Genomic DNA, 24,743 nt, shown 5'->3' with positions numbered 1-24,743 from the left:
TTTCCCTTTATTCACTTTCTTTGGCTGTGTCTTTTGCTGCTTTTTTCAGCTCATCTTCGAACTGCTTTTTGTAAAGCGGACTAGAAAGTGTTTCGTTAATAACCTCTTCTAAATAACTGCGGAATTCTTGGCTTTTTGCCAGCTGGCTGTACTTTTTATCCATGCCGGGATCCTGCATAACGCTCATCAGCATCTTCTGGTAATCTGGATCCTTCATCAGCTTTTTAATCACTTTTTCATGCTCTGTCTGAAGAGTTTTGGCAAAGCCCTCAGCAAAATCAGTGTCTTCAAAGATGTTTTTCCAAAATTCTTCACCTTTTTTAGATGTGAGTGTTTTTTCTATTGTTCCTTTAATTGCATCTTGGTCAATCACCAGCGCTTCATTCATGGCATCATCATTTAATAATTCCTTAATAGCTTTCTTTCCATCATCAGTTTTTAATATATCAACAACCATTTTTTTGGTCTGATCATAGTCCATATCCGCTGCTTGGTCTTTTGGAGCGCAAGCTGTTACAGATAATAACAAAAAACAGCTCATCAATAGCGTTTTGGCTTTTGACATGCTTAAGCTCCTTTCACATACTTGTCTTACCTTTAATATGATTCATCTGTTTGGAATTATACATAACAAAATATCGCTGTTCGCGATTTTTGAGGGGATGAATAAAGAAATGAAAAGCCGTGGTTTAGTTCGTTTTTTCTTTTCTATTTTAGCTGTCGGAGCGCTTATCACGAGTATTGTGGGTTTTGCTTTAAAATGGGGAGAATATAGAGGGCTGTTTCTTACATTTGAAGCGGGGCAGATTTTCTCTGTTTTATTTTGGTTTATCGGTGTAGGCATGATTTTCAGTGTGATCAGCCAAATGGGTTTTTTCGTGTTTTTAACAGTTCATCGGTTTGCGCTTGAGATATTAAGGTCCTCCTCTTTGTGGAATTTGCTGCAGTTGTTTTTCATCCTGTTTGTTGCTTTTGATTTAATGTACGTGCGTTTTTTATTTTTTGGAGAGAGCGGAGAATCGCTGGCTGGCTATGCGTGGTTACCGATGTTTTTATTGATCTTTGGAGTGATTACAGCTTATATAAAGCAAAAGCAGTCCTCTAAGAAAACATTTGTGTCATCGTTGTTTTTGATGGTTGTGATTACCGCATTAGAATGGTTCCCTGCATTAAGAGTAAATGATGAGGACTGGCTTTATTTAATGCTTTTTCCGTTAATGGCATGTAATGCCTTCCAATTGCTGATGCTGCCGAAGTTTGCAGCAAAGTAATTACTTTACCTCTGCGGATTTGGCATCAGAATTTGCGATGAGGTCACCCACGGTTACATTTTTTAATCCTTTTTCTTTCAGCTGATGGATGATATCAGGCAATGCTTCTTCTGTTTGTTTTGCCGAATCGGAGGCATGTAAAAGAATAATGTCTCCACCGGAAACTTGCTTGGTCACATTGTCGATGATTTTTTCAACTCCGGGATTTGTCCAGTCTTGAGAGTTCACACTGTAATGAACGACTGTATAATTGTATTGCTTTGCGACCTTTAGAACATTCTTATTGAATTGGCCGGTAGGGGGTCTTAATAGCTGTATGTCTTTGACCCCTAACTTTTCAAAGGCTGTTTGCGCACGGTTCATGTCCTTTTTTATTTCGCTGCTCTCTAAATTGGCATAGTTTTTATAAGCGTAGCCCATGCTCCCGATTTGATGGCCGTCCTTTACGATACGGGCCACTGTGTCGGGATGGCGTTCTGCCCAAGAAGCTGAAAGAAAAAACGTTGCATTTTTAATCCCGTTTGCTTTCAGAGTATTAAGTATCGGTTCTGCTCTCTCATCGCCCCAGCTGATATCGAAAGTAAGTGAAATATCTTTAGAATCTGTTTCTCCTTTATAAATGGCTTTAGGTCCGGTGTCAGTTGAAAACACGGGAAGCGGGACAGCTCTTTGGATATAAAAAAAGCTGGCAGCTGCAAATGCGGCGATAAGTATAATAATTAATTGTTTCACCCGTTTAATGTGCCACACATAGAAGTGATTCACTGATGATGCCTCCTTATCTTGTCCATCATTCTTGTTTTACATCTTATGAGCATGGACAATTGAATATAACCGATAAAATGTCTCTTCACATACAGCCTAAATTGGGTGTTGACCTTTTGATAATATCCGTGATATATTATTATTCGTCGCTGATAAACAGCTGACATCAACTAAAAGCTTCATTAAGTACTCTGAAAAAAGTTGTTGACTTAAAAGAAGCTAAATGTTATAGTAATAAAGCTGCTTCGTTAAGCGGCGGTAATGATCTTTGAAAACTAAACAAGACAAAACGTACCTGTTAATTCAGTTTTTAAAAAATCGCACAGCGATGTGCGTAGTCAGTCAAACTACTTTATCGGAGAGTTTGATCCTGGCTCAGGACGAACGCTGGCGGCGTGCCTAATACATGCAAGTCGAGCGGACAGATGGGAGCTTGCTCCCTGATGTTAGCGGCGGACGGGTGAGTAACACGTGGGTAACCTGCCTGTAAGACTGGGATAACTCCGGGAAACCGGGGCTAATACCGGATGGTTGTTTGAACCGCATGGTTCAAACATAAAAGGTGGCTTCGGCTACCACTTACAGATGGACCCGCGGCGCATTAGCTAGTTGGTGAGGTAACGGCTCACCAAGGCAACGATGCGTAGCCGACCTGAGAGGGTGATCGGCCACACTGGGACTGAGACACGGCCCAGACTCCTACGGGAGGCAGCAGTAGGGAATCTTCCGCAATGGACGAAAGTCTGACGGAGCAACGCCGCGTGAGTGATGAAGGTTTTCGGATTGTAAAGCTCTGTTGTTAGGGAAGAACAAGTACCGTTCGAATAGGGCGGTACCTTGACGGTACCTAACCAGAAAGCCACGGCTAACTACGTGCCAGCAGCCGCGGTAATACGTAGGTGGCAAGCGTTGTCCGGAATTATTGGGCGTAAAGGGCTCGCAGGCGGTTTCTTAAGTCTGATGTGAAAGCCCCCGGCTCAACCGGGGAGGGTCATTGGAAACTGGGGAACTTGAGTGCAGAAGAGGAGAGTGGAATTCCACGTGTAGCGGTGAAATGCGTAGAGATGTGGAGGAACACCAGTGGCGAAGGCGACTCTCTGGTCTGTAACTGACGCTGAGGAGCGAAAGCGTGGGGAGCGAACAGGATTAGATACCCTGGTAGTCCACGCCGTAAACGATGAGTGCTAAGTGTTAGGGGGTTTCCGCCCCTTAGTGCTGCAGCTAACGCATTAAGCACTCCGCCTGGGGAGTACGGTCGCAAGACTGAAACTCAAAGGAATTGACGGGGGCCCGCACAAGCGGTGGAGCATGTGGTTTAATTCGAAGCAACGCGAAGAACCTTACCAGGTCTTGACATCCTCTGACAATCCTAGAGATAGGACGTCCCCTTCGGGGGCAGAGTGACAGGTGGTGCATGGTTGTCGTCAGCTCGTGTCGTGAGATGTTGGGTTAAGTCCCGCAACGAGCGCAACCCTTGATCTTAGTTGCCAGCATTCAGTTGGGCACTCTAAGGTGACTGCCGGTGACAAACCGGAGGAAGGTGGGGATGACGTCAAATCATCATGCCCCTTATGACCTGGGCTACACACGTGCTACAATGGACAGAACAAAGGGCAGCGAAACCGCGAGGTTAAGCCAATCCCACAAATCTGTTCTCAGTTCGGATCGCAGTCTGCAACTCGACTGCGTGAAGCTGGAATCGCTAGTAATCGCGGATCAGCATGCCGCGGTGAATACGTTCCCGGGCCTTGTACACACCGCCCGTCACACCACGAGAGTTTGTAACACCCGAAGTCGGTGAGGTAACCTTTTAGGAGCCAGCCGCCGAAGGTGGGACAGATGATTGGGGTGAAGTCGTAACAAGGTAGCCGTATCGGAAGGTGCGGCTGGATCACCTCCTTTCTAAGGATATTATACGGAATATAAGACCTTGGGTCTTATAAACAGAACGTTCCCTGTCTTGTTTAGTTTTGAAGGATCATTCCTTCGAAACGTGTTCTTTGAAAACTAGATAACAGTAGACATCACATTCAATTAGTAACACAAGATATCACATAGTGATTCTTTTTAACGGTTAAGTTAGAAAGGGCGCACGGTGGATGCCTTGGCACTAGGAGCCGATGAAGGACGGGACGAACACCGATATGCTTCGGGGAGCTGTAAGCAAGCTTTGATCCGGAGATTTCCGAATGGGGAAACCCACCGCTCGTAATGGAGTGGTATCCATATCTGAATTCATAGGATATGAGAAGGCAGACCCGGGGAACTGAAACATCTAAGTACCCGGAGGAAGAGAAAGCAAATGCGATTCCCTGAGTAGCGGCGAGCGAAACGGGATTAGCCCAAACCAAGAGGCTTGCCTCTTGGGGTTGTAGGACACTCTGTACGGAGTTACAAAAGAACGAGGTAGATGAAGAGGTCTGGAAAGGCCCGCCATAGGAGGTAACAGCCCTGTAGTCAAAACTTCGTTCTCTCCTGAGTGGATCCTGAGTACGGCGGAACACGTGAAATTCCGTCGGAATCCGGGAGGACCATCTCCCAAGGCTAAATACTCCCTAGTGACCGATAGTGAACCAGTACCGTGAGGGAAAGGTGAAAAGCACCCCGGAAGGGGAGTGAAAGAGATCCTGAAACCGTGTGCCTACAAGTAGTCAGAGCCCGTTAACGGGTGATGGCGTGCCTTTTGTAGAATGAACCGGCGAGTTACGATCCCGTGCAAGGTTAAGCAGAAGATGCGGAGCCGCAGCGAAAGCGAGTCTGAATAGGGCGCATGAGTACGTGGTCGTAGACCCGAAACCAGGTGATCTACCCATGTCCAGGGTGAAGTTCAGGTAACACTGAATGGAGGCCCGAACCCACGCACGTTGAAAAGTGCGGGGATGAGGTGTGGGTAGGGGTGAAATGCCAATCGAACCTGGAGATAGCTGGTTCTCTCCGAAATAGCTTTAGGGCTAGCCTCAAGGTAAGAGTCTTGGAGGTAGAGCACTGATTGGACTAGGGGCCCCTACCGGGTTACCGAATTCAGTCAAACTCCGAATGCCAATGACTTATCCTTGGGAGTCAGACTGCGAGTGATAAGATCCGTAGTCGAAAGGGAAACAGCCCAGACCGCCAGCTAAGGTCCCAAAGTATACGTTAAGTGGAAAAGGATGTGGAGTTGCTTAGACAACCAGGATGTTGGCTTAGAAGCAGCCACCATTTAAAGAGTGCGTAATAGCTCACTGGTCGAGTGACTCTGCGCCGAAAATGTACCGGGGCTAAACGTATCACCGAAGCTGCGGACTGTTCTTCGAACAGTGGTAGGAGAGCGTTCTAAGGGCTGTGAAGCCAGACCGGAAGGACTGGTGGAGCGCTTAGAAGTGAGAATGCCGGTATGAGTAGCGAAAGAGGGGTGAGAATCCCCTCCACCGAATGCCTAAGGTTTCCTGAGGAAGGCTCGTCCGCTCAGGGTTAGTCGGGACCTAAGCCGAGGCCGAAAGGCGTAGGCGATGGACAACAGGTTGATATTCCTGTACCACCTCCTCACCATTTGAGCAATGGGGGGACGCAGGAGGATAGGGTAAGCGCGGTATTGGATATCCGCGTCCAAGCAGTTAGGCTGGGAAATAGGCAAATCCGTTTCCCATAAGGCTGAGCTGTGATGGCGAGCGAAATATAGTAGCGAAGTTCCTGATTCCACACTGCCAAGAAAAGCCTCTAGCGAGGTGAGAGGTGCCCGTACCGCAAACCGACACAGGTAGGCGAGGAGAGAATCCTAAGGTGATCGAGAGAACTCTCGTTAAGGAACTCGGCAAAATGACCCCGTAACTTCGGGAGAAGGGGTGCTCTGTTAGGGTGCAAGCCCGAGAGAGCCGCAGTGAATAGGCCCAGGCGACTGTTTAGCAAAAACACAGGTCTCTGCGAAGCCGTAAGGCGAAGTATAGGGGCTGACGCCTGCCCGGTGCTGGAAGGTTAAGAGGAGCGCTTAGCGTAAGCGAAGGTGCGAATTGAAGCCCCAGTAAACGGCGGCCGTAACTATAACGGTCCTAAGGTAGCGAAATTCCTTGTCGGGTAAGTTCCGACCCGCACGAAAGGCGCAACGATCTGGGCACTGTCTCAACGAGAGACTCGGTGAAATTATAGTACCTGTGAAGATGCAGGTTACCCGCGACAGGACGGAAAGACCCCGTGGAGCTTTACTGCAGCCTGATATTGAATGTTGGTACAGCTTGTACAGGATAGGTAGGAGCCTTGGAAACCGGAGCGCCAGCTTCGGTGGAGGCATCGGTGGGATACTACCCTGGCTGTATTGACCTTCTAACCCGCCGCCCTTATCGGGCGGGGAGACAGTGTCAGGTGGGCAGTTTGACTGGGGCGGTCGCCTCCTAAAAGGTAACGGAGGCGCCCAAAGGTTCCCTCAGAATGGTTGGAAATCATTCGCAGAGTGTAAAGGCACAAGGGAGCTTGACTGCGAGACCTACAAGTCGAGCAGGGACGAAAGTCGGGCTTAGTGATCCGGTGGTTCCGCATGGAAGGGCCATCGCTCAACGGATAAAAGCTACCCCGGGGATAACAGGCTTATCTCCCCCAAGAGTCCACATCGACGGGGAGGTTTGGCACCTCGATGTCGGCTCATCGCATCCTGGGGCTGTAGTCGGTCCCAAGGGTTGGGCTGTTCGCCCATTAAAGCGGTACGCGAGCTGGGTTCAGAACGTCGTGAGACAGTTCGGTCCCTATCCGTCGCGGGCGCAGGAAATTTGAGAGGAGCTGTCCTTAGTACGAGAGGACCGGGATGGACGCACCGCTGGTGTACCAGTTGTTCTGCCAAGGGCATCGCTGGGTAGCTATGTGCGGACGGGATAAGTGCTGAAAGCATCTAAGCATGAAGCCCCCCTCAAGATGAGATTTCCCATTCCGCAAGGAAGTAAGATCCCTGAAAGATGATCAGGTTGATAGGTCTGAGGTGGAAGTGTGGCGACACATGGAGCTGACAGATACTAATCGATCGAGGACTTAACCATATTTTTGAATGATGTCACACCTGTTATCTAGTTTTGAGAGAACACTCTCAATTTGTTTGGTGGCGATAGCGAAGAGGTCACACCCGTTCCCATACCGAACACGGAAGTTAAGCTCTTCAGCGCCGATGGTAGTCGGGGGTTTCCCCCTGTGAGAGTAGGACGCCGCCAAGCAGTTTATTAATTCTACCATGTTTGTTTATGAAGCTTTATATTATTCCGCAGTAGCTCAGTGGTAGAGCTATCGGCTGTTAACCGATCGGTCGTAGGTTCGAATCCTACCTGCGGAGCCATTGCTTCCATAGCTCAGCAGGTAGAGCACTTCCATGGTAAGGAAGAGGTCAGCGGTTCGAGCCCGCTTGGAAGCTTTATTAAATGTATTATTACCAAGGTTTCTCATAAGGAGAAAGCTTTTTTTATTGCGATATGCGGAAGTAGTTCAGTGGTAGAACACCACCTTGCCAAGGTGGGGGTCGCGGGTTCGAATCCCGTCTTCCGCTCCATTTATCCTAACGGGATATTGTAAATTGAATTGCGCCCGTAGCTCAATTGGATAGAGCGTTTGACTACGGATCAAAAGGTTAGGGGTTCGACTCCTCTCGGGCGCGCCATATCTTTTAATAGAATAGATAGGGAATCGGGAAGTAGCTCAGCTTGGTAGAGCACATGGTTTGGGACCATGGGGTCGCAGGTTCGAATCCTGTCTTCCCGACCATTTTTTATGGGGCCTTAGCTCAGCTGGGAGAGCGCCTGCTTTGCACGCAGGAGGTCAGCGGTTCGATCCCGCTAGGCTCCACCAAAAGTTTTTTTAAAAAAGTTGTTGACTTTGAAGAAGTGACGTTGTATACTAATAAAGTTGCTTTAACAAAGCGGACAAACAAAATGATCTTTGAAAACTAAACAAGACAAAACGTACCTGTTAATTCAGTTTTTAAAAATCGCACAGCGATGTGCGTAGTCAGTCAAACTACTTTATCGGAGAGTTTGATCCTGGCTCAGGACGAACGCTGGCGGCGTGCCTAATACATGCAAGTCGAGCGGACAGATGGGAGCTTGCTCCCTGATGTTAGCGGCGGACGGGTGAGTAACACGTGGGTAACCTGCCTGTAAGACTGGGATAACTCCGGGAAACCGGGGCTAATACCGGATGGTTGTTTGAACCGCATGGTTCAAACATAAAAGGTGGCTTCGGCTACCACTTACAGATGGACCCGCGGCGCATTAGCTAGTTGGTGAGGTAACGGCTCACCAAGGCGACGATGCGTAGCCGACCTGAGAGGGTGATCGGCCACACTGGGACTGAGACACGGCCCAGACTCCTACGGGAGGCAGCAGTAGGGAATCTTCCGCAATGGACGAAAGTCTGACGGAGCAACGCCGCGTGAGTGATGAAGGTTTTCGGATCGTAAAGCTCTGTTGTTAGGGAAGAACAAGTACCGTTCGAATAGGGCGGTACCTTGACGGTACCTAACCAGAAAGCCACGGCTAACTACGTGCCAGCAGCCGCGGTAATACGTAGGTGGCAAGCGTTGTCCGGAATTATTGGGCGTAAAGGGCTCGCAGGCGGTTTCTTAAGTCTGATGTGAAAGCCCCCGGCTCAACCGGGGAGGGTCATTGGAAACTGGGGAACTTGAGTGCAGAAGAGGAGAGTGGAATTCCACGTGTAGCGGTGAAATGCGTAGAGATGTGGAGGAACACCAGTGGCGAAGGCGACTCTCTGGTCTGTAACTGACGCTGAGGAGCGAAAGCGTGGGGAGCGAACAGGATTAGATACCCTGGTAGTCCACGCCGTAAACGATGAGTGCTAAGTGTTAGGGGGTTTCCGCCCCTTAGTGCTGCAGCTAACGCATTAAGCACTCCGCCTGGGGAGTACGGTCGCAAGACTGAAACTCAAAGGAATTGACGGGGGCCCGCACAAGCGGTGGAGCATGTGGTTTAATTCGAAGCAACGCGAAGAACCTTACCAGGTCTTGACATCCTCTGACAATCCTAGAGATAGGACGTCCCCTTCGGGGGCAGAGTGACAGGTGGTGCATGGTTGTCGTCAGCTCGTGTCGTGAGATGTTGGGTTAAGTCCCGCAACGAGCGCAACCCTTGATCTTAGTTGCCAGCATTCAGTTGGGCACTCTAAGGTGACTGCCGGTGACAAACCGGAGGAAGGTGGGGATGACGTCAAATCATCATGCCCCTTATGACCTGGGCTACACACGTGCTACAATGGACAGAACAAAGGGCAGCGAAACCGCGAGGTTAAGCCAATCCCACAAATCTGTTCTCAGTTCGGATCGCAGTCTGCAACTCGACTGCGTGAAGCTGGAATCGCTAGTAATCGCGGATCAGCATGCCGCGGTGAATACGTTCCCGGGCCTTGTACACACCGCCCGTCACACCACGAGAGTTTGTAACACCCGAAGTCGGTGAGGTAACCTTTTAGGAGCCAGCCGCCGAAGGTGGGACAGATGATTGGGGTGAAGTCGTAACAAGGTAGCCGTATCGGAAGGTGCGGCTGGATCACCTCCTTTCTAAGGATATTATACGGAATATAAGACCTTGGGTCTTATAAACAGAACGTTCCCTGTCTTGTTTAGTTTTGAAGGATCATTCCTTCGAAACGTGTTCTTTGAAAACTAGATAACAGTAGACATCACATTCAATTAGTAACACAAGATATCACATAGTGATTCTTTTTAACGGTTAAGTTAGAAAGGGCGCACGGTGGATGCCTTGGCACTAGGAGCCGATGAAGGACGGGACGAACACCGATATGCTTCGGGGAGCTGTAAGCAAGCTTTGATCCGGAGATTTCCGAATGGGGAAACCCACCGCTCGTAATGGAGTGGTATCCATATCTGAATTCATAGGATATGAGAAGGCAGACCCGGGGAACTGAAACATCTAAGTACCCGGAGGAAGAGAAAGCAAATGCGATTCCCTGAGTAGCGGCGAGCGAAACGGGATTAGCCCAAACCAAGAGGCTTGCCTCTTGGGGTTGTAGGACACTCTGTACGGAGTTACAAAAGAACGAGGTAGATGAAGAGGTCTGGAAAGGCCCGCCATAGGAGGTAACAGCCCTGTAGTCAAAACTTCGTTCTCTCCTGAGTGGATCCTGAGTACGGCGGAACACGTGAAATTCCGTCGGAATCCGGGAGGACCATCTCCCAAGGCTAAATACTCCCTAGTGACCGATAGTGAACCAGTACCGTGAGGGAAAGGTGAAAAGCACCCCGGAAGGGGAGTGAAAGAGATCCTGAAACCGTGTGCCTACAAGTAGTCAGAGCCCGTTAACGGGTGATGGCGTGCCTTTTGTAGAATGAACCGGCGAGTTACGATCCCGTGCAAGGTTAAGCAGAAGATGCGGAGCCGCAGCGAAAGCGAGTCTGAATAGGGCGCATGAGTACGTGGTCGTAGACCCGAAACCAGGTGATCTACCCATGTCCAGGGTGAAGTTCAGGTAACACTGAATGGAGGCCCGAACCCACGCACGTTGAAAAGTGCGGGGATGAGGTGTGGGTAGGGGTGAAATGCCAATCGAACCTGGAGATAGCTGGTTCTCTCCGAAATAGCTTTAGGGCTAGCCTCAAGGTAAGAGTCTTGGAGGTAGAGCACTGATTGGACTAGGGGCCCCTACCGGGTTACCGAATTCAGTCAAACTCCGAATGCCAATGACTTATCCTTGGGAGTCAGACTGCGAGTGATAAGATCCGTAGTCGAAAGGGAAACAGCCCAGACCGCCAGCTAAGGTCCCAAAGTATACGTTAAGTGGAAAAGGATGTGGAGTTGCTTAGACAACCAGGATGTTGGCTTAGAAGCAGCCACCATTTAAAGAGTGCGTAATAGCTCACTGGTCGAGTGACTCTGCGCCGAAAATGTACCGGGGCTAAACGTATCACCGAAGCTGCGGACTGTTCTTCGAACAGTGGTAGGAGAGCGTTCTAAGGGCTGTGAAGCCAGACCGGAAGGACTGGTGGAGCGCTTAGAAGTGAGAATGCCGGTATGAGTAGCGAAAGAGGGGTGAGAATCCCCTCCACCGAATGCCTAAGGTTTCCTGAGGAAGGCTCGTCCGCTCAGGGTTAGTCGGGACCTAAGCCGAGGCCGAAAGGCGTAGGCGATGGACAACAGGTTGATATTCCTGTACCACCTCCTCACCATTTGAGCAATGGGGGGACGCAGGAGGATAGGGTAAGCGCGGTATTGGATATCCGCGTCCAAGCAGTTAGGCTGGGAAATAGGCAAATCCGTTTCCCATAAGGCTGAGCTGTGATGGCGAGCGAAATATAGTAGCGAAGTTCCTGATTCCACACTGCCAAGAAAAGCCTCTAGCGAGGTGAGAGGTGCCCGTACCGCAAACCGACACAGGTAGGCGAGGAGAGAATCCTAAGGTGATCGAGAGAACTCTCGTTAAGGAACTCGGCAAAATGACCCCGTAACTTCGGGAGAAGGGGTGCTCTGTTAGGGTGCAAGCCCGAGAGAGCCGCAGTGAATAGGCCCAGGCGACTGTTTAGCAAAAACACAGGTCTCTGCGAAGCCGTAAGGCGAAGTATAGGGGCTGACGCCTGCCCGGTGCTGGAAGGTTAAGAGGAGCGCTTAGCGTAAGCGAAGGTGTGAATTGAAGCCCCAGTAAACGGCGGCCGTAACTATAACGGTCCTAAGGTAGCGAAATTCCTTGTCGGGTAAGTTCCGACCCGCACGAAAGGCGCAACGATCTGGGCACTGTCTCAACGAGAGACTCGGTGAAATTATAGTACCTGTGAAGATGCAGGTTACCCGCGACAGGACGGAAAGACCCCGTGGAGCTTTACTGCAGCCTGATATTGAATGTTGGTACAGCTTGTACAGGATAGGTAGGAGCCTTGGAAACCGGAGCGCCAGCTTCGGTGGAGGCATCGGTGGGATACTACCCTGGCTGTATTGACCTTCTAACCCGCCGCCCTTATCGGGCGGGGAGACAGTGTCAGGTGGGCAGTTTGACTGGGGCGGTCGCCTCCTAAAAGGTAACGGAGGCGCCCAAAGGTTCCCTCAGAATGGTTGGAAATCATTCGCAGAGTGTAAAGGCACAAGGGAGCTTGACTGCGAGACCTACAAGTCGAGCAGGGACGAAAGTCGGGCTTAGTGATCCGGTGGTTCCGCATGGAAGGGCCATCGCTCAACGGATAAAAGCTACCCCGGGGATAACAGGCTTATCTCCCCCAAGAGTCCACATCGACGGGGAGGTTTGGCACCTCGATGTCGGCTCATCGCATCCTGGGGCTGTAGTCGGTCCCAAGGGTTGGGCTGTTCGCCCATTAAAGCGGTACGCGAGCTGGGTTCAGAACGTCGTGAGACAGTTCGGTCCCTATCCGTCGCGGGCGCAGGAAATTTGAGAGGAGCTGTCCTTAGTACGAGAGGACCGGGATGGACGCACCGCTGGTGTACCAGTTGTTCTGCCAAGGGCATCGCTGGGTAGCTATGTGCGGACGGGATAAGTGCTGAAAGCATCTAAGCATGAAGCCCCCCTCAAGATGAGATTTCCCATTCCGCAAGGAAGTAAGATCCCTGAAAGATGATCAGGTTGATAGGTCTGAGGTGGAAGTGTGGCGACACATGGAGCTGACAGATACTAATCGATCGAGGACTTAACCATATTTTTGAATGATGTCACACCTGTTATCTAGTTTTGAGAGAACACTCTCAATTTGTTTGGTGGCGATAGCGAAGAGGTCACACCCGTTCCCATACCGAACACGGAAGTTAAGCTCTTCAGCGCCGATGGTAGTCGGGGGTTTCCCCCTGTGAGAGTAGGACGCCGCCAAGCAATTGCACGTTAGTGTAATTTTTTTAAAAAGTTGTTGACTTTGAAGAAGTGACGTTGTATACTAATAAAGTTACTTTAACAAAGTGGACAAACAAAATGATCTTTGAAAACTAAACAAGACAAAACGTACCTGTTAATTCAGTTTTTAAAAAATCGCACAGCGATGTGCGTAGTCAGTCAAACTACTTTATCGGAGAGTTTGATCCTGGCTCAGGACGAACGCTGGCGGCGTGCCTAATACATGCAAGTCGAGCGGACAGATGGGAGCTTGCTCCCTGATGTTAGCGGCGGACGGGTGAGTAACACGTGGGTAACCTGCCTGTAAGACTGGGATAACTCCGGGAAACCGGGGCTAATACCGGATGGTTGTTTGAACCGCATGGTTCAAACATAAAAGGTGGCTTCGGCTACCACTTACAGATGGACCCGCGGCGCATTAGCTAGTTGGTGAGGTAACGGCTCACCAAGGCAACGATGCGTAGCCGACCTGAGAGGGTGATCGGCCACACTGGGACTGAGACACGGCCCAGACTCCTACGGGAGGCAGCAGTAGGGAATCTTCCGCAATGGACGAAAGTCTGACGGAGCAACGCCGCGTGAGTGATGAAGGTTTTCGGATTGTAAAGCTCTGTTGTTAGGGAAGAACAAGTACCGTTCGAATAGGGCGGTACCTTGACGGTACCTAACCAGAAAGCCACGGCTAACTACGTGCCAGCAGCCGCGGTAATACGTAGGTGGCAAGCGTTGTCCGGAATTATTGGGCGTAAAGGGCTCGCAGGCGGTTTCTTAAGTCTGATGTGAAAGCCCCCGGCTCAACCGGGGAGGGTCATTGGAAACTGGGGAACTTGAGTGCAGAAGAGGAGAGTGGAATTCCACGTGTAGCGGTGAAATGCGTAGAGATGTGGAGGAACACCAGTGGCGAAGGCGACTCTCTGGTCTGTAACTGACGCTGAGGAGCGAAAGCGTGGGGAGCGAACAGGATTAGATACCCTGGTAGTCCACGCCGTAAACGATGAGTGCTAAGTGTTAGGGGGTTTCCGCCCCTTAGTGCTGCAGCTAACGCATTAAGCACTCCGCCTGGGGAGTACGGTCGCAAGACTGAAACTCAAAGGAATTGACGGGGGCCCGCACAAGCGGTGGAGCATGTGGTTTAATTCGAAGCAACGCGAAGAACCTTACCAGGTCTTGACATCCTCTGACAATCCTAGAGATAGGACGTCCCCTTCGGGGGCAGAGTGACAGGTGGTGCATGGTTGTCGTCAGCTCGTGTCGTGAGATGTTGGGTTAAGTCCCGCAACGAGCGCAACCCTTGATCTTAGTTGCCAGCATTCAGTTGGGCACTCTAAGGTGACTGCCGGTGACAAACCGGAGGAAGGTGGGGATGACGTCAAATCATCATGCCCCTTATGACCTGGGCTACACACGTGCTACAATGGACAGAACAAAGGGCAGCGAAACCGCGAGGTTAAGCCAATCCCACAAATCTGTTCTCAGTTCGGATCGCAGTCTGCAACTCGACTGCGTGAAGCTGGAATCGCTAGTAATCGCGGATCAGCATGCCGCGGTGAATACGTTCCCGGGCCTTGTACACACCGCCCGTCACACCACGAGAGTTTGTAACACCCGAAGTCGGTGAGGTAACCTTTTAGGAGCCAGCCGCCGAAGGTGGGACAGATGATTGGGGTGAAGTCGTAACAAGGTAGCCGTATCGGAAGGTGCGGCTGGATCACCTCCTTTCTAAGGATATTATACGGAATATAAGACCTTGGGTCTTATAAACAGAACGTTCCCTGTCTTGTTTAGTTTTGAAGGATCATTCCTTCGAAACGTGTTCTTTGAAAACTAGATAACAGTAGACATCACATTCAATTAGTAACACAAGATATCACATAGTGATTCTTTTTAACGGTTAAGTTAGAAAGGGCGCACGGTGGATGCCTTGGCACTAGGAGCCGATGAAGGACGGGACGAACACCGATATGCTTCGGGGAGCTGTAAGCAAGCTTTGATCCGGAGATTTCCGAATGGGGAAACCCACCGCTCGTAATGGAGTGGTATCCATATCTGAATTCATAGGATATGAGAAGGCAGACCCGGGGAACTGAAACATCTAAGTACCCGGAGGAAGAGAAAGCAAATGCGATTCCCTGAGTAGCGGCGAGCGAAACGGGATTAGCCCAAACCAAGAGGCTTGCCTCTTGGGGTTGTAGGACACTCTGTACGGAGTTACAAAAGAACGAGGTAGATGAAGAGGTCTGGAAAGGCCCGCCATAGGAGGTAACAGCCCTGTAGTCAAAACTTCGTTCTCTCCTGAGTGGATCCTGAGTACGGCGGAACACGTGAAATTCCGTCGGAATCCGGGAGGACCATCTCCCAAGGCTAAATACTCCCTAGTGACCGATAGTGAACCAGTACCGTGAGGGAAAGGTGAAAAGCACCCCGGAAGGGGAGTGAAAGAGATCCTGAAACCGTGTGCCTACAAGTAGTCAGAGCCCGTTAACGGGTGATGGCGTGCCTTTTGTAGAATGAACCGGCGAGTTACGATCCCGTGCAAGGTTAAGCAGAAGATGCGGAGCCGCAGCGAAAGCGAGTCTGAATAGGGCGCATGAGTACGTGGTCGTAGACCCGAAACCAGGTGATCTACCCATGTCCAGGGTGAAGTTCAGGTAACACTGAATGGAGGCCCGAACCCACGCACGTTGAAAAGTGCGGGGATGAGGTGTGGGTAGGGGTGAAATGCCAATCGAACCTGGAGATAGCTGGTTCTCTCCGAAATAGCTTTAGGGCTAGCCTCAAGGTAAGAGTCTTGGAGGTAGAGCACTGATTGGACTAGGGGCCCCTACCGGGTTACCGAATTCAGTCAAACTCCGAATGCCAATGACTTATCCTTGGGAGTCAGACTGCGAGTGATAAGATCCGTAGTCGAAAGGGAAACAGCCCAGACCGCCAGCTAAGGTCCCAAAGTATACGTTAAGTGGAAAAGGATGTGGAGTTGCTTAGACAACCAGGATGTTGGCTTAGAAGCAGCCACCATTTAAAGAGTGCGTAATAGCTCACTGGTCGAGTGACTCTGCGCCGAAAATGTACCGGGGCTAAACGTATCACCGAAGCTGCGGACTGTTCTTCGAACAGTGGTAGGAGAGCGTTCTAAGGGCTGTGAAGCCAGACCGGAAGGACTGGTGGAGCGCTTAGAAGTGAGAATGCCGGTATGAGTAGCGAAAGAGGGGTGAGAATCCCCTCCACCGAATGCCTAAGGTTTCCTGAGGAAGGCTCGTCCGCTCAGGGTTAGTCGGGACCTAAGCCGAGGCCGAAAGGCGTAGGCGATGGACAACAGGTTGATATTCCTGTACCACCTCCTCACCATTTGAGCAATGGGGGGACGCAGGAGGATAGGGTAAGCGCGGTATTGGATATCCGCGTCCAAGCAGTTAGGCTGGGAAATAGGCAAATCCGTTTCCCATAAGGCTGAGCTGTGATGGCGAGCGAAATATAGTAGCGAAGTTCCTGATTCCACACTGCCAAGAAAAGCCTCTAGCGAGGTGAGAGGTGCCCGTACCGCAAACCGACACAGGTAGGCGAGGAGAGAATCCTAAGGTGATCGAGAGAACTCTCGTTAAGGAACTCGGCAAAATGACCCCGTAACTTCGGGAGAAGGGGTGCTCTGTTAGGGTGCAAGCCCGAGAGAGCCGCAGTGAATAGGCCCAGGCGACTGTTTAGCAAAAACACAGGTCTCTGCGAAGCCGTAAGGCGAAGTATAGGGGCTGACGCCTGCCCGGTGCTGGAAGGTTAAGAGGAGCGCTTAGCGTAAGCGAAGGTGCGAATTGAAGCCCCAGTAAACGGCGGCCGTAACTATAACGGTCCTAAGGTAGCGAAATTCCTTGTCGGGTAAGTTCCGACCCGCACGAAAGGCGCAACGATCTGGGCACTGTCTCAACGAGAGACTCGGTGAAATTATAGTACCTGTGAAGATGCAGGTTACCCGCGACAGGACGGAAAGACCCCGTGGAGCTTTACTGCAGCCTGATATTGAATGTTGGTACAGCTTGTACAGGATAGGTAGGAGCCTTGGAAACCGGAGCGCCAGCTTCGGTGGAGGCATCGGTGGGATACTACCCTGGCTGTATTGACCTTCTAACCCGCCGCCCTTATCGGGCGGGGAGACAGTGTCAGGTGGGCAGTTTGACTGGGGCGGTCGCCTCCTAAAAGGTAACGGAGGCGCCCAAAGGTTCCCTCAGAATGGTTGGAAATCATTCGCAGAGTGTAAAGGCACAAGGGAGCTTGACTGCGAGACCTACAAGTCGAGCAGGGACGAAAGTCGGGCTTAGTGATCCGGTGGTTCCGCATGGAAGGGCCATCGCTCAACGGATAAAAGCTACCCCGGGGATAACAGGCTTATCTCCCCCAAGAGTCCACATCGACGGGGAGGTTTGGCACCTCGATGTCGGCTCATCGCATCCTGGGGCTGTAGTCGGTCCCAAGGGTTGGGCTGTTCGCCCATTAAAGCGGTACGCGAGCTGGGTTCAGAACGTCGTGAGACAGTTCGGTCCCTATCCGTCGCGGGCGCAGGAAATTTGAGAGGAGCTGTCCTTAGTACGAGAGGACCGGGATGGACGCACCGCTGGTGTACCAGTTGTTCTGCCAAGGGCATCGCTGGGTAGCTATGTGCGGACGGGATAAGTGCTGAAAGCATCTAAGCATGAAGCCCCCCTCAAGATGAGATTTCCCATTCCGCAAGGAAGTAAGATCCCTGAAAGATGATCAGGTTGATAGGTCTGAGGTGGAAGTGTGGCGACACATGGAGCTGACAGATACTAATCGATCGAGGACTTAACCATATTTTTGAATGATGTCACACCTGTTATCTAGTTTTGAGAGAACACTCTCAATTTGTTTGGTGGCGATAGCGAAGAGGTCACACCCGTTCCCATACCGAACACGGAAGTTAAGCTCTTCAGCGCCGATGGTAGTCGGGGGTTTCCCCCTGTGAGAGTAGGACGCCGCCAAGCAAGCTTAAACCCAGCTCAATGAGCTGGGTTTTTTATTTTATATCTGTGCCGATTTGCTTTCGTCAGTATCCATTTTATCAAGCTTCTGCTTTTTAAGTTTTCTAATATTTTTGAATCCCAATACAATCACCAGCATGATCAACATGAGAGTCATAAATAATCAAAATGCAGGTTGTACGGGAGACTCATCCAGACTCCATCCGACTGCGATTGGCAGGATAGAGCCGCCAATCCATTGGTAGCGAGCAGCATGCCTGTCGTTTGTTCGGAAACCGGCTCGGGTTGCCAAATGGGAGAAAAGATATTACTGTCATTAAAACGATTCTTGGTTTCATCCGGATATGATAAAATGTCTCAGACTATATATTTGAGCCATTTTTTTCTTCAGCATTCATCTTGCGTAATTGATAAAAATTTATTATGATACTCTTTGTATGACAACTCCTTGCCTCAATACAATATACTCAACGTTTCCCCGTTTTCTCCGGTCGTTTTTCTTTTCATTTTCTCCCGTAAAATAAAAAAAGCTCCCAATACAATAGATATGGTGCGGATAAATTTTTACTAAAAAGGAGTCGTTATATTTGAATGATAGTTTTACATTAAAACAGCAATGGTTCGGCAATATCCGAAAAGACATTCTTGCTGGCATTTTAGTTGCGTTAGCATTAATTCCTGAAGCGATTGGCTTTTCTATTATAGCCGGTGTGGATCCGATGGTCGGTCTTTATGCGTCATTTTGTATAGCCATTATTATTTCTATTTTTGGCGGCAGACCTGGCATGATTTCAGCTGCGACAGGCTCAATGGCAGTCGTTATGGTGTCGCTGGTTGCTGATCATGGGCTTCAGTATTTATTTGCGGCTACGATTTTGACAGGTATTATTCAGGTGATTTTAGGTATCAGTAAAATTGCAAGATTAATGAAATTCATCCCGCGTTCTGTGATGATCGGGTTTGTGAATGCGCTGGCGATCCTTATCTTCTCAGCGCAGCTTCCCCAGTTTGAAGGTGCTTCTTGGAGCATGTATGCGATGCTTGCCGGGTCGTTGGTTATTATTTATGTGCTGCCGAGATTTACGACTGCTGTTCCGTCTCCGCTTGTGGCGATTATTGTGATGACAATAATTGCGGTCACTTTCCATGTGGATGTGCGGACGGTTGGTGATATGGGCAATATTTCTAGTTCATTGCCTCATTTCTTAATCCCTGATGTTCCGTTTACCTTTGAAACACTGCAAATTATTTTTCCTTATTCAATTGCTTTAGCGTTTGTCGGGTTGCTTGAATCTTTGCTGACAGCACAGATTATTGATGAGATGACGGATACGGACAGTGATAAAAATAAAGAGAGCCGCGGACAGGGAATTGCGAATATCGTGACTGGATTCTTTGGCGGAATGGCAGGCTGCGCTATGATCGGACAATCTGTCATTAATACAAAAGCGGGCGGTCGCGGACGTTTGTCAGCATTTGTTGCCGGTGCTTTTCTGATGTTTTTAATTGCGGTGTTAAGTCATGTCGTGGTGAAAATCCCAATGGCGGCGTTAGTAGCTGTAATGGTTATGGTGTCTGTCGGCACTTTTGATTGGTCTTCCTTAAAAGGTCTCAAAAAAGCGCCGCTCACGGACTCGATTGTCATGGTTGTGACTGTGGTTACGGTTGTTGTGACGGATGACTTATCTAAGGGTGTATTTGTCGGTGTTCTTTTAAGTGCCGTGTTCTTTGTGGCAAAAATCTCGAAGCTGAAAATCGTTTCTCATGCAGAGGATCAAAAGCTTAGAACGTATCAAGTGAAGGGGCAAATCTTTTTTGCGTCAGTGACTGATCTTACGAATGCGTTTATATATCAAGAGGATATTGAGCGGGTTGTGATTGACTTAACTGAAGCTCACGTATGGGACGATTCTGGTGCGGCCGCACTTGATAAGATTGTTGCGAAGTTCAAGGAACAAGGCATTGAAGCTGAGTTAAAAGGTTTGAATAAAGCGAGTAAATCTCTAATGAAACAGATGGCATAAAATAGAGAAGCCCAGATGAATGAGATCTGGGCTTTTTTATATAACATACACTTAAGCAGCATTGATATAATAGAGAGAAGAGAAATTTTAAATAGGGGACTTGCATATGATGCTTCAGAAGCTGAACCGTGTATTGGGGAGAGTGATGCCGCTGTTGACGCCGACTAGTGTGGTGCTGGGCGTGCTGCTGTCTCAGTTTTTAAATGGGTATGAATGGGCTGTGCCTTGGATCTTTGCTTTTATTACGTTTGCAGGCAGTTTGAGCGCGAACTTTCAATCTTTGAGACATGCATTGTCTCATCCTCTCCCTATGATTCTTGCACTATTCGTTCTTCATATTTTCATGCCGCTTTTTGCTTGGGGCAGCGGCCATCTTATATTTAAAGGTGATCCTTTGACGATTACCGGTTTAACATTGGCTGTTGTGATTCCTACGGGGATTACAAGCTTGATTTGGGCAGCGATGTACAAAGGGAATGTCGGTTTGACACTTTCGATTATTTTAATTGATACTGTGCTGTCACCGCTAATCGTACCGCTGAGTCTTTCATTGCTGGCCGGCGCTCAGGTTCACATGGATGTGTGGGGAATGATGAAAGGTCTGATTGTAATGGTCGTGATTCCTTCTTTTTTGGGCATGCTGTTTAATCAGATGTCATCTCCAGAAAGAACTGCGTCTGTGAGCAGTGCGCTGTCGCCTTTTTCAAAGCTTTGCTTGATGGCAGTGATTGCGATTAACAGTTCAGCGATTGCTCCTTATTTCAAATCCATTGATTTGAGATTTGCAGGAATAGCTGTAACGGTATTCTTTATCGCGTTAACAGGCTATGCCGCTGCTTGGCTGATCGGAAAAATGATGAAAAGGCGGCAAGAGGAAATAGTCTCTCTTATATTTACGGGAGGGATGAGGAATATTAGTGCCGGCGCAGTTCTTGCCGTTACGTTCTTCCCGTCTCAGGTTGCCGTTCCTGTTGTGATCGGCATGCTGTTTCAGCAGATATTGGCTGCTTTGTTTGGCTATATGCTGAATCGTTTTGAATTAAAACCAATGTTGCAGAAAGCATAAAAAAACCGCTCATAGGGTTGAGCGGTTTTTTCCGTATAGCCATTCGAGCGCGTTGATGAACTGTTTGCAGAAATACTTGCGGTGGTGCACCGCTCCTTTTTCAATTGAAAGACACAACTGGTCTTCAGTGAAGCCTTTTTCTTTTAGACTTTGATGAACTTGCTTTGTTTTTTTCAGCATATGTCGCTGAATGGATTGTTTTTCACAGCCTTCTTCACTCCCGATAGACATGAAAACACGTGCAGTGCCAGGCTTTAAAGAAGATATATGAATGGTTTCCGCTGCGTTCTCGTACCAGTATGAACCTGATATAGAGCCTATTTTCCCGAACATTGACGGATATTTTAATATGGCGAACATTGAGATGAGGCCGCCTAATGAGGCACCGATCATTCCTCTTGACTGCGGTTCCCTGGTGACGTTCCAGTTTTCTTCGATTAGCGGAATGAACTGGTTCGTTATATCAGACAGATAGTGATATCCCATTCCGCCGAAGTCCGTGAACCGATCACTGAGTGATGCAGCCGGCCATGGGGTGTATTCATCAAGCCGGTTTTCGGGTTCGATACCGATCAGCACGAGTTCAGGGAGCCTTTGCTGTTGAAAGGCGCTTTCTAGTAATTCGATTTGGTTTTGGAACAAAGAACTGCCATCCTGCACGTAAACAGCAGGAAATCCCCCGCTGTCTGTGCTGTAGGAAGGAGGGAGGTACAGCGTGAACCTCCTGTTGCCGGCTTTGTGTTCTGAAAGAGATCCTTTCAAGCATTCTCCCCCTTTTTTTGCTTGAAAAGCAGATATAAGAAATAAGGAACTCCGAGGATCGCCAAAATGATGCCTGCGGGCACTTCTGCGGGCTGAAAAAACAGTTTTCCGGCAAAGTCTGCGCTTATCACAAGAAGCATCCCGATTAAACCGCTCAGTGGCAGGATATAGCGATGTTCGACGCCAGCCAGTCTCCGTGAGATATGGGGAGCAATTAAGCCGACAAACGCCATGCTTCCCGCTACGGAGACACAGGCGCTGATGATTGCTACACAGGCTACGAGCAGGATGGTTTTTTCTTTATTTGATGAAATGCCGAGGCTTCTGACTGTGTCTTCATCAAAACGAATGGTGTCGAGCAGGCGGGATTTGCCGATAAGAATCGGTATAAACAGCAGCATCCATGGGAGAACGGCTGTGATATACGTCCAGTTGGCAGACCAGATGCTTCCGTTTTTCCACACCATGGCCATTTGATAGTCTTGCGGGTCCATTTTTAAAGATAAAAACAAAGACAGGGCGCTGAATCCTGAATTGATCGCAATCCCTACCAGAATAATTCTTCGTGAATCTAAATTGCCTCTGTGCCATGCAAATATGTAAATCAGGATCGCCGCGATGAGCCCGCCTATCAATCCAAAGAGCGGCATTCCCATCGCTGCAGCTATGGATGTCACTTCCTTCTGGCCTTGGAATAAGAGCATAAACGCTACAATGCCGGCTCCTGCCCCTGCGTTGATTCCGAGAATTCCAGGATCAGCAAGCCCGTTTCTCGTGATGGCCTGGATAACAGCGCCTGCAATGCCAAGACCGAGTCCAATAATAGCAGCCATGACAACCCGCGGCAGTCTTAAATCGAACAGCAAAATTTCATACTGTGGATTCGGGTCGATTTGAAAAAGAGTGGAGAGCAGCTCAGCAGGACGAACAGAAAATGATCCGCTCGTTAAGCTGAAATAGCTGACAACAAGAATCAAAGCGCTGAACAATGCATATTTTTTAGCCATTTTGCTCCCCTCCTTTTCGTTTAATTAAATAAAGGAAGAAAGGTACGCCGATAATGGATGTTACGACCTCAATCGGTGTTTCAAACGGATAGTTGATAAATCTGCTTGCGAGATCACACAGGGTTAAAAAGATTCCGCCCAAAAGACAGGAGCACGGAATCAGCCTGCTGTAATCAGAGCCGACGAGAAATCTCGTGATATGCGGAACAACCAACCCGACAAACGCAATTTTTCCGGCCAGCGCTACGGCACTGCCGGTTAAAATGATGACGGAAAGCATCGCCATGATTTTAATGGTTTTTTTCTTTTGCCCCAGGCTTTTAGAAATGTCGTCCCCTAATGATACAGCGGTTACCTTTTTGCTGAGAGAAATGGCCATTATGATGCCAATCAGGAAAAACGGAGCGGCAAGCTTCAGGAAATCCGGACTCATTTGATGAAGTCTGGCACTGTACCAGAAACTGAGATCCTGAGAAATTTGAAAATAAATCGACATGGCCGCTGATAAGCTGCTGAGCAGCATGCTTGTGACTGTGCCGATGATGGCGAGCTGCACGGGGGTAAATCCGTTTGGCATCATGGCGGCAAGGCCGAATACTAACACAGCTCCTAACGCTGAGCCGATAAAAGAGTATATCATCATTTCAATCGAAGATGATTGCGGGAGCAGAACCATGCAAAGCGTAATGATAAACGCTGAACCATCTGAAACACCCATAATGGATGGCGAAGCTAAATAATTGCGCGTGATGCCCTGCATAAGCGCTCCAGAAACAGCAAGGGCTGCCCCTATGAGCAGAGCGCCGGCAGCCCTTGGAATCCGGGAGTGCCATATAATTTGATGGTCTGTGTTTCCCGGATCGAAATGAATAAGAGATGTAAAAACAATATCTGTGCTAAGATGCTTTGCCCCATAAAGGATTGAAAGCAAAAGTGACAGCGCTATAGCAAATGGAGAAGTAATCAATATGATACGTGTCCACTGTTTTGAATACATACAAAAACCTACTCTGAATTAGTTTTGTGTCAATTTTTCAGCAGCCGCTTTCAGGAAACGGACTTTGCTCCAAGCTGTGCCGCCTTGTGCGAGAGGGTCCACTGAGTTGACATACACATGATCTTCTTTGACTGCTTTAAGGCTTTTCCAGATTGGATTTTTCTCTAAATCTTTTAAGGCATCAGGTTTGTCTGCATTTTCATCATCAGAAAATTGGACGAAAATATGGTCCGGGTTCATTTCACTTAATTTTTCTAATGAAATCAGCTCTTGCGCTTTTGCAGCTTTTACTTCGTTCGGCGCCTTAAGGCCTAAATCACCGTATAGTGTGGAGTTGAAATACACCTGTTCAGGGTAAATGTAAATGTTGCCTTGTCTAATTCTAATGACAAGCGCTTTTGAATCTTTCGCTTTATCGTTGATTTTTGTTTTTGTTTCTTTTAGATCCTGTTCATAGTCTGCAATAATTTTCTTTGCTTTTTTCTCTTTTCCGGTCAGTTGGGCAAGCAGCATCATGTTTTCCTTCCAGTTTGAAGAGATATGAGAAACTGGGATCGTCGTGCCTGCTGTGCTGATTTTTTGCAGCGTTTTTTCCGGAAACTTTGTTGAAGCAAGGATAACATCTGGCTTCATTTCAAGAATCTTTTCAATATTTGGCTCCATTTTTTCTCCGGTTGGTTTGGCTTTATCAGTGATGTCTTTGAACATATCAGGGAATTTGCCGGAGAATGAAATTGCGCCTTGCGGATGAACGTCAAGCAATTTCGCGTCTTCCATTGATTCAACGCTTCCCGTAATGGCGATTTTGTCTGTCGGTACAGTTACTTCATATGTTTTATCAAGGTATTCAATTTTCTTCTTCTCAGATGCTGTGCCGCTTGCCTTGCTGGCAGTTGATTCATTTTTGCTGCCGCAAGCTGCCGCCGTCAGCGCGAGAAGTAAGATTAATAAGGTAAGAGATATCTTTTTCATCTATAGAGCCTCCTGTTCAATTGATAACTATTATCAATTGGAATTATAGAGAATGAACAGATATAACACCATGGACAAATTCCTGATT

The 24,743-nt window shown here is 48.8% G+C and carries 9 protein-coding genes, 6 tRNA genes, 9 rRNA genes and 1 pseudogene; 18 read left to right on the top strand and 7 right to left on the bottom strand.

Annotated features, from left to right (window positions below):
- Nucleotides 1-7: 7 nt before the first annotated feature.
- Nucleotides 8-565 carry a spore germination lipoprotein GerD gene (gene gerD / locus PUN35_RS13950; protein WP_003235126.1) on the bottom strand — a complete coding sequence of 186 codons (558 nt, stop codon included), beginning with the start codon at nt 563-565 and terminating at the stop codon, nt 8-10.
- A gap of 109 nt (nt 566-674) precedes the next feature.
- On the opposite strand from gerD, the gene kbaA reads away from it, so the two are divergent.
- Complete coding sequence (kbaA, locus tag PUN35_RS13945) at nt 675-1,271, top strand: KinB-signaling pathway activation protein (protein WP_033881155.1); 597 nt, start codon at nt 675-677, stop codon at nt 1,269-1,271.
- On the opposite strand, the gene pdaB is transcribed toward kbaA, so the two are convergent.
- Nucleotides 1,272-2,036: a polysaccharide deacetylase family sporulation protein PdaB gene (gene pdaB / locus PUN35_RS13940; RefSeq protein ID WP_003235130.1), complete on the bottom strand. Its 765-nt coding sequence runs from the start codon at nt 2,034-2,036 to the stop codon at nt 1,272-1,274. It lies immediately after the preceding gene.
- A gap of 352 nt (nt 2,037-2,388) precedes the next feature.
- Here pdaB and PUN35_RS13935 point away from each other — a divergent pair.
- The 15 genes from PUN35_RS13935 (at nt 2,389) to rrf (PUN35_RS13865) (ending at nt 17,830) form a co-directional block, all read left to right on the top strand.
- Nucleotides 2,389-3,938, top strand: a 16S ribosomal RNA gene (locus tag PUN35_RS13935).
- Between the two features lie 170 nt (nt 3,939-4,108).
- Nucleotides 4,109-7,036, top strand: a 23S ribosomal RNA gene (locus tag PUN35_RS13930).
- A gap of 55 nt (nt 7,037-7,091) precedes the next feature.
- Nucleotides 7,092-7,207, top strand: a 5S ribosomal RNA gene (rrf, locus tag PUN35_RS13925).
- A 44-nt stretch (nt 7,208-7,251) separates the two neighbouring features.
- Nucleotides 7,252-7,326 (top strand) — tRNA-Asn (locus PUN35_RS13920).
- A 2-nt stretch (nt 7,327-7,328) separates the two neighbouring features.
- Nucleotides 7,329-7,401 (top strand) — tRNA-Thr (locus PUN35_RS13915).
- Nucleotides 7,402-7,461: 60 nt separating this feature from the next.
- A tRNA-Gly gene (locus PUN35_RS13910) sits at nt 7,462-7,536 on the top strand.
- Between the two features lie 31 nt (nt 7,537-7,567).
- Nucleotides 7,568-7,644: transfer RNA gene (locus tag PUN35_RS13905), tRNA-Arg, on the top strand.
- Between the two features lie 27 nt (nt 7,645-7,671).
- Nucleotides 7,672-7,748, top strand: a tRNA-Pro gene (locus PUN35_RS13900).
- Between the two features lie 8 nt (nt 7,749-7,756).
- Nucleotides 7,757-7,832 (top strand) — tRNA-Ala (locus tag PUN35_RS13895).
- A 173-nt stretch (nt 7,833-8,005) separates the two neighbouring features.
- A 16S ribosomal RNA gene (locus PUN35_RS13890) occupies nt 8,006-9,555 on the top strand.
- A 170-nt stretch (nt 9,556-9,725) separates the two neighbouring features.
- Nucleotides 9,726-12,653: ribosomal RNA gene (locus PUN35_RS13885) — 23S ribosomal RNA — on the top strand.
- Nucleotides 12,654-12,708: 55 nt separating this feature from the next.
- Nucleotides 12,709-12,824, top strand: a 5S ribosomal RNA gene (gene rrf, locus PUN35_RS13880).
- Between the two features lie 187 nt (nt 12,825-13,011).
- A 16S ribosomal RNA gene (locus PUN35_RS13875) occupies nt 13,012-14,561 on the top strand.
- A gap of 170 nt (nt 14,562-14,731) precedes the next feature.
- Nucleotides 14,732-17,659 (top strand): 23S ribosomal RNA (locus PUN35_RS13870).
- A 55-nt stretch (nt 17,660-17,714) separates the two neighbouring features.
- Nucleotides 17,715-17,830: ribosomal RNA gene (gene rrf, locus PUN35_RS13865) — 5S ribosomal RNA — on the top strand.
- Together the 16S, 23S and 5S rRNA genes with 6 tRNA genes alongside form the textbook arrangement of a ribosomal RNA operon.
- 37 nt (nt 17,831-17,867) lie before the next feature.
- On the opposite strand, the pseudogene PUN35_RS13860 reads toward rrf (PUN35_RS13865), so the two are convergent.
- Nucleotides 17,868-18,100 (bottom strand): annotated as a pseudogene (locus PUN35_RS13860) (MFS transporter); the annotation flags it as partial.
- Between the two features lie 314 nt (nt 18,101-18,414).
- Here PUN35_RS13860 and PUN35_RS13855 point away from each other — a divergent pair.
- Both PUN35_RS13855 and PUN35_RS13850 read left to right on the top strand, forming a co-directional pair.
- Nucleotides 18,415-19,851 (top strand): SulP family inorganic anion transporter, encoded by a 1,437-nt coding sequence (locus tag PUN35_RS13855; protein ID WP_014478635.1) that lies wholly within the window; start codon nt 18,415-18,417, stop codon nt 19,849-19,851.
- Between the two features lie 145 nt (nt 19,852-19,996).
- Nucleotides 19,997-20,917, top strand: a complete 921-nt coding sequence (locus PUN35_RS13850) for a bile acid:sodium symporter family protein (protein WP_014478637.1) — start codon at nt 19,997-19,999, stop codon at nt 20,915-20,917.
- Between the two features lie 9 nt (nt 20,918-20,926).
- Here the strand turns inward: PUN35_RS13850 and PUN35_RS13845 are convergent, their stop codons facing one another.
- The 4 genes from PUN35_RS13845 to feuA are packed head-to-tail and all read right to left on the bottom strand — an operon-like array spanning nt 20,927 to nt 24,655.
- A complete protein-coding gene (locus PUN35_RS13845; RefSeq protein WP_014478638.1) occupies nt 20,927-21,679 on the bottom strand; it encodes an alpha/beta hydrolase in 753 nt (250 codons plus the stop codon).
- Nucleotides 21,676-22,686 carry an iron ABC transporter permease FeuC gene (gene feuC / locus PUN35_RS13840; RefSeq protein ID WP_014478639.1) on the bottom strand — a complete coding sequence of 337 codons (1,011 nt, stop codon included), beginning with the start codon at nt 22,684-22,686 and terminating at the stop codon, nt 21,676-21,678. Before feuC ends, PUN35_RS13845 begins: the two co-directional genes overlap by 4 nt.
- Complete coding sequence (locus tag PUN35_RS13835; RefSeq protein WP_014478640.1) at nt 22,679-23,683, bottom strand: FecCD family ABC transporter permease; 1,005 nt, start codon at nt 23,681-23,683, stop codon at nt 22,679-22,681. Before PUN35_RS13835 ends, feuC begins: the two co-directional genes overlap by 8 nt.
- A gap of 18 nt (nt 23,684-23,701) precedes the next feature.
- On the bottom strand, nt 23,702-24,655 hold the full coding sequence (gene feuA / locus PUN35_RS13830; protein WP_014478641.1) for an iron ABC transporter substrate-binding protein FeuA: 954 nt from the start codon (nt 24,653-24,655) through the stop codon (nt 23,702-23,704).
- Nucleotides 24,656-24,743 lie beyond the last annotated feature (88 nt).

It is taken from the genome of Bacillus sp. N3378-2at (genome assembly GCF_033412715.1).
Classification (GTDB): Bacteria; Bacillota; Bacilli; order Bacillales; family Bacillaceae; genus Bacillus; species Bacillus subtilis.
Note: the sequence above shows the minus strand (reverse complement) of the source record. Positions and strands in the feature narration are given on the sequence as shown.